The following is a 398-nucleotide window of genomic DNA, read 5'->3' as shown; positions in this document are numbered from 1 at the left end:
GCGCGGCGGGCGTGGTCCATGTCCCCACGGAAGCACGCGCTCGTCACCTCACCACCCAGGCACGCCGTCAGCGCGAAGAGCCCCTTGCTGTGCTCGGCGAGGACCTTCTTGTCGATGCGGGGGTGGTAGTAGAACCCCTGCATGTACGCGGTCGAGGACAGGTAGCGCAGGTTCGCGTAGCCCTCCGCGTTCTTCGCCACCAGGATGAGGTGGTGGTTGACCTTCTCCGAGCGGTCCTCGCGACCCTTGGCGCCCGCGACGTACGCCTCCATGCCGAGGATGGGCTTGATGCCGGCGTCCTTGGCCTTCTTGTAGAAGTCGATGGCTCCGAACATGTTGCCGTGGTCCGTCACGGCGACACTCGACATCCCCTTCTCCTTCACCGTCTTGATGAGGTC

General features: G+C 64.8%; 1 protein-coding gene. It reads right to left on the bottom strand.

Going from position 1 to position 398, the window contains the following annotated elements; genetic code table 11:
- On the bottom strand, positions 1–398 hold a 398-nt coding region (locus G4D85_RS48650), incomplete at both ends, for a PHP domain-containing protein (RefSeq protein ID WP_164021970.1).

This window comes from Pyxidicoccus trucidator (assembly GCF_010894435.1).
Lineage (GTDB): Bacteria > Myxococcota > Myxococcia > Myxococcales > Myxococcaceae > Myxococcus > Myxococcus trucidator.
The sequence above is the reverse complement of the archived record's forward strand: the minus strand, read 5'-3'. Positions and strand labels throughout refer to the sequence as shown.